The 684-nt window shown below is 55.7% G+C and carries 1 protein-coding gene; it reads left to right on the top strand.

Features of this window, described 5'->3' with window-relative positions:
* Positions 1 to 579, top strand: a 579-nt coding sequence (locus tag VSX60_RS22470) for a nitroreductase family protein (protein WP_327626452.1), incomplete at its 5' end; no start/stop codon positions are given.
* Between the last annotated feature and the right edge of the window lie 105 nt (positions 580 to 684).

The following is a 684-nucleotide window of genomic DNA, read 5'->3' as shown; positions in this document are numbered from 1 at the left end:
GCGGCAACCACACAGGCGTATCGCTCCTTCGGGAGGTTCTGGCAGGCTTCAGCACCCGCCACGATACGCCGCCTTCTCAGGCCCCATCACCCATTTTCAGCCATAGCTCGAGCAGTGATGCGAGCGATTGATCTGGCCGCCAATACACCGCGCGCCTGCAACCGGCAGAGCTGGTTTACCTATCACATCGACGACCGCGCTGTGATCGAAAAGGCCTTGAGCTTTCAGACCGGCAATCAGGGCTTTGGTCACGAGGTGCCCTACCTGATCATCATTTCGGCCGATTTGCGCGCCTTTGACAACGCCAATGAGCGTAACCAGCACTTCATCGACGGTGGAATGTATTCCATGGCCTTGGTCATGGCTCTGCATGCACTCGGATTGCAGTCCTGCTGCCTCAACTGGAGCAAACTCGTCCGGGACGATCGCGCCATCCGCAAGCATCTTCCGATCAAAAACGAGCATACCATCATTATGATGTTGGCGGTCGGGTGTGCCAACGAGAGCATCAAAGTGGGGAATGTCCCGGTCTCTGTTGAAACTCTGAAGTGGGCGGCGTTGCCCGCCTTGAGCCGTTAGTGTCGGTCCACAAAGAAGTTGAATGATATGAATCGTTTGTGATTCCATGCTGTTGATTTGATTCGACGAGGGCATGGAAGCGATGTGGACGAAAGCAAACCGCGG

Source organism: Aurantimonas sp. A3-2-R12, assembly GCF_036016755.1.
GTDB lineage: Bacteria > Pseudomonadota > Alphaproteobacteria > Rhizobiales > Rhizobiaceae > Aurantimonas > Aurantimonas coralicida_A.
The sequence above is the reverse complement of the archived record's forward strand: the minus strand, read 5'-3'. Positions and strand labels throughout refer to the sequence as shown.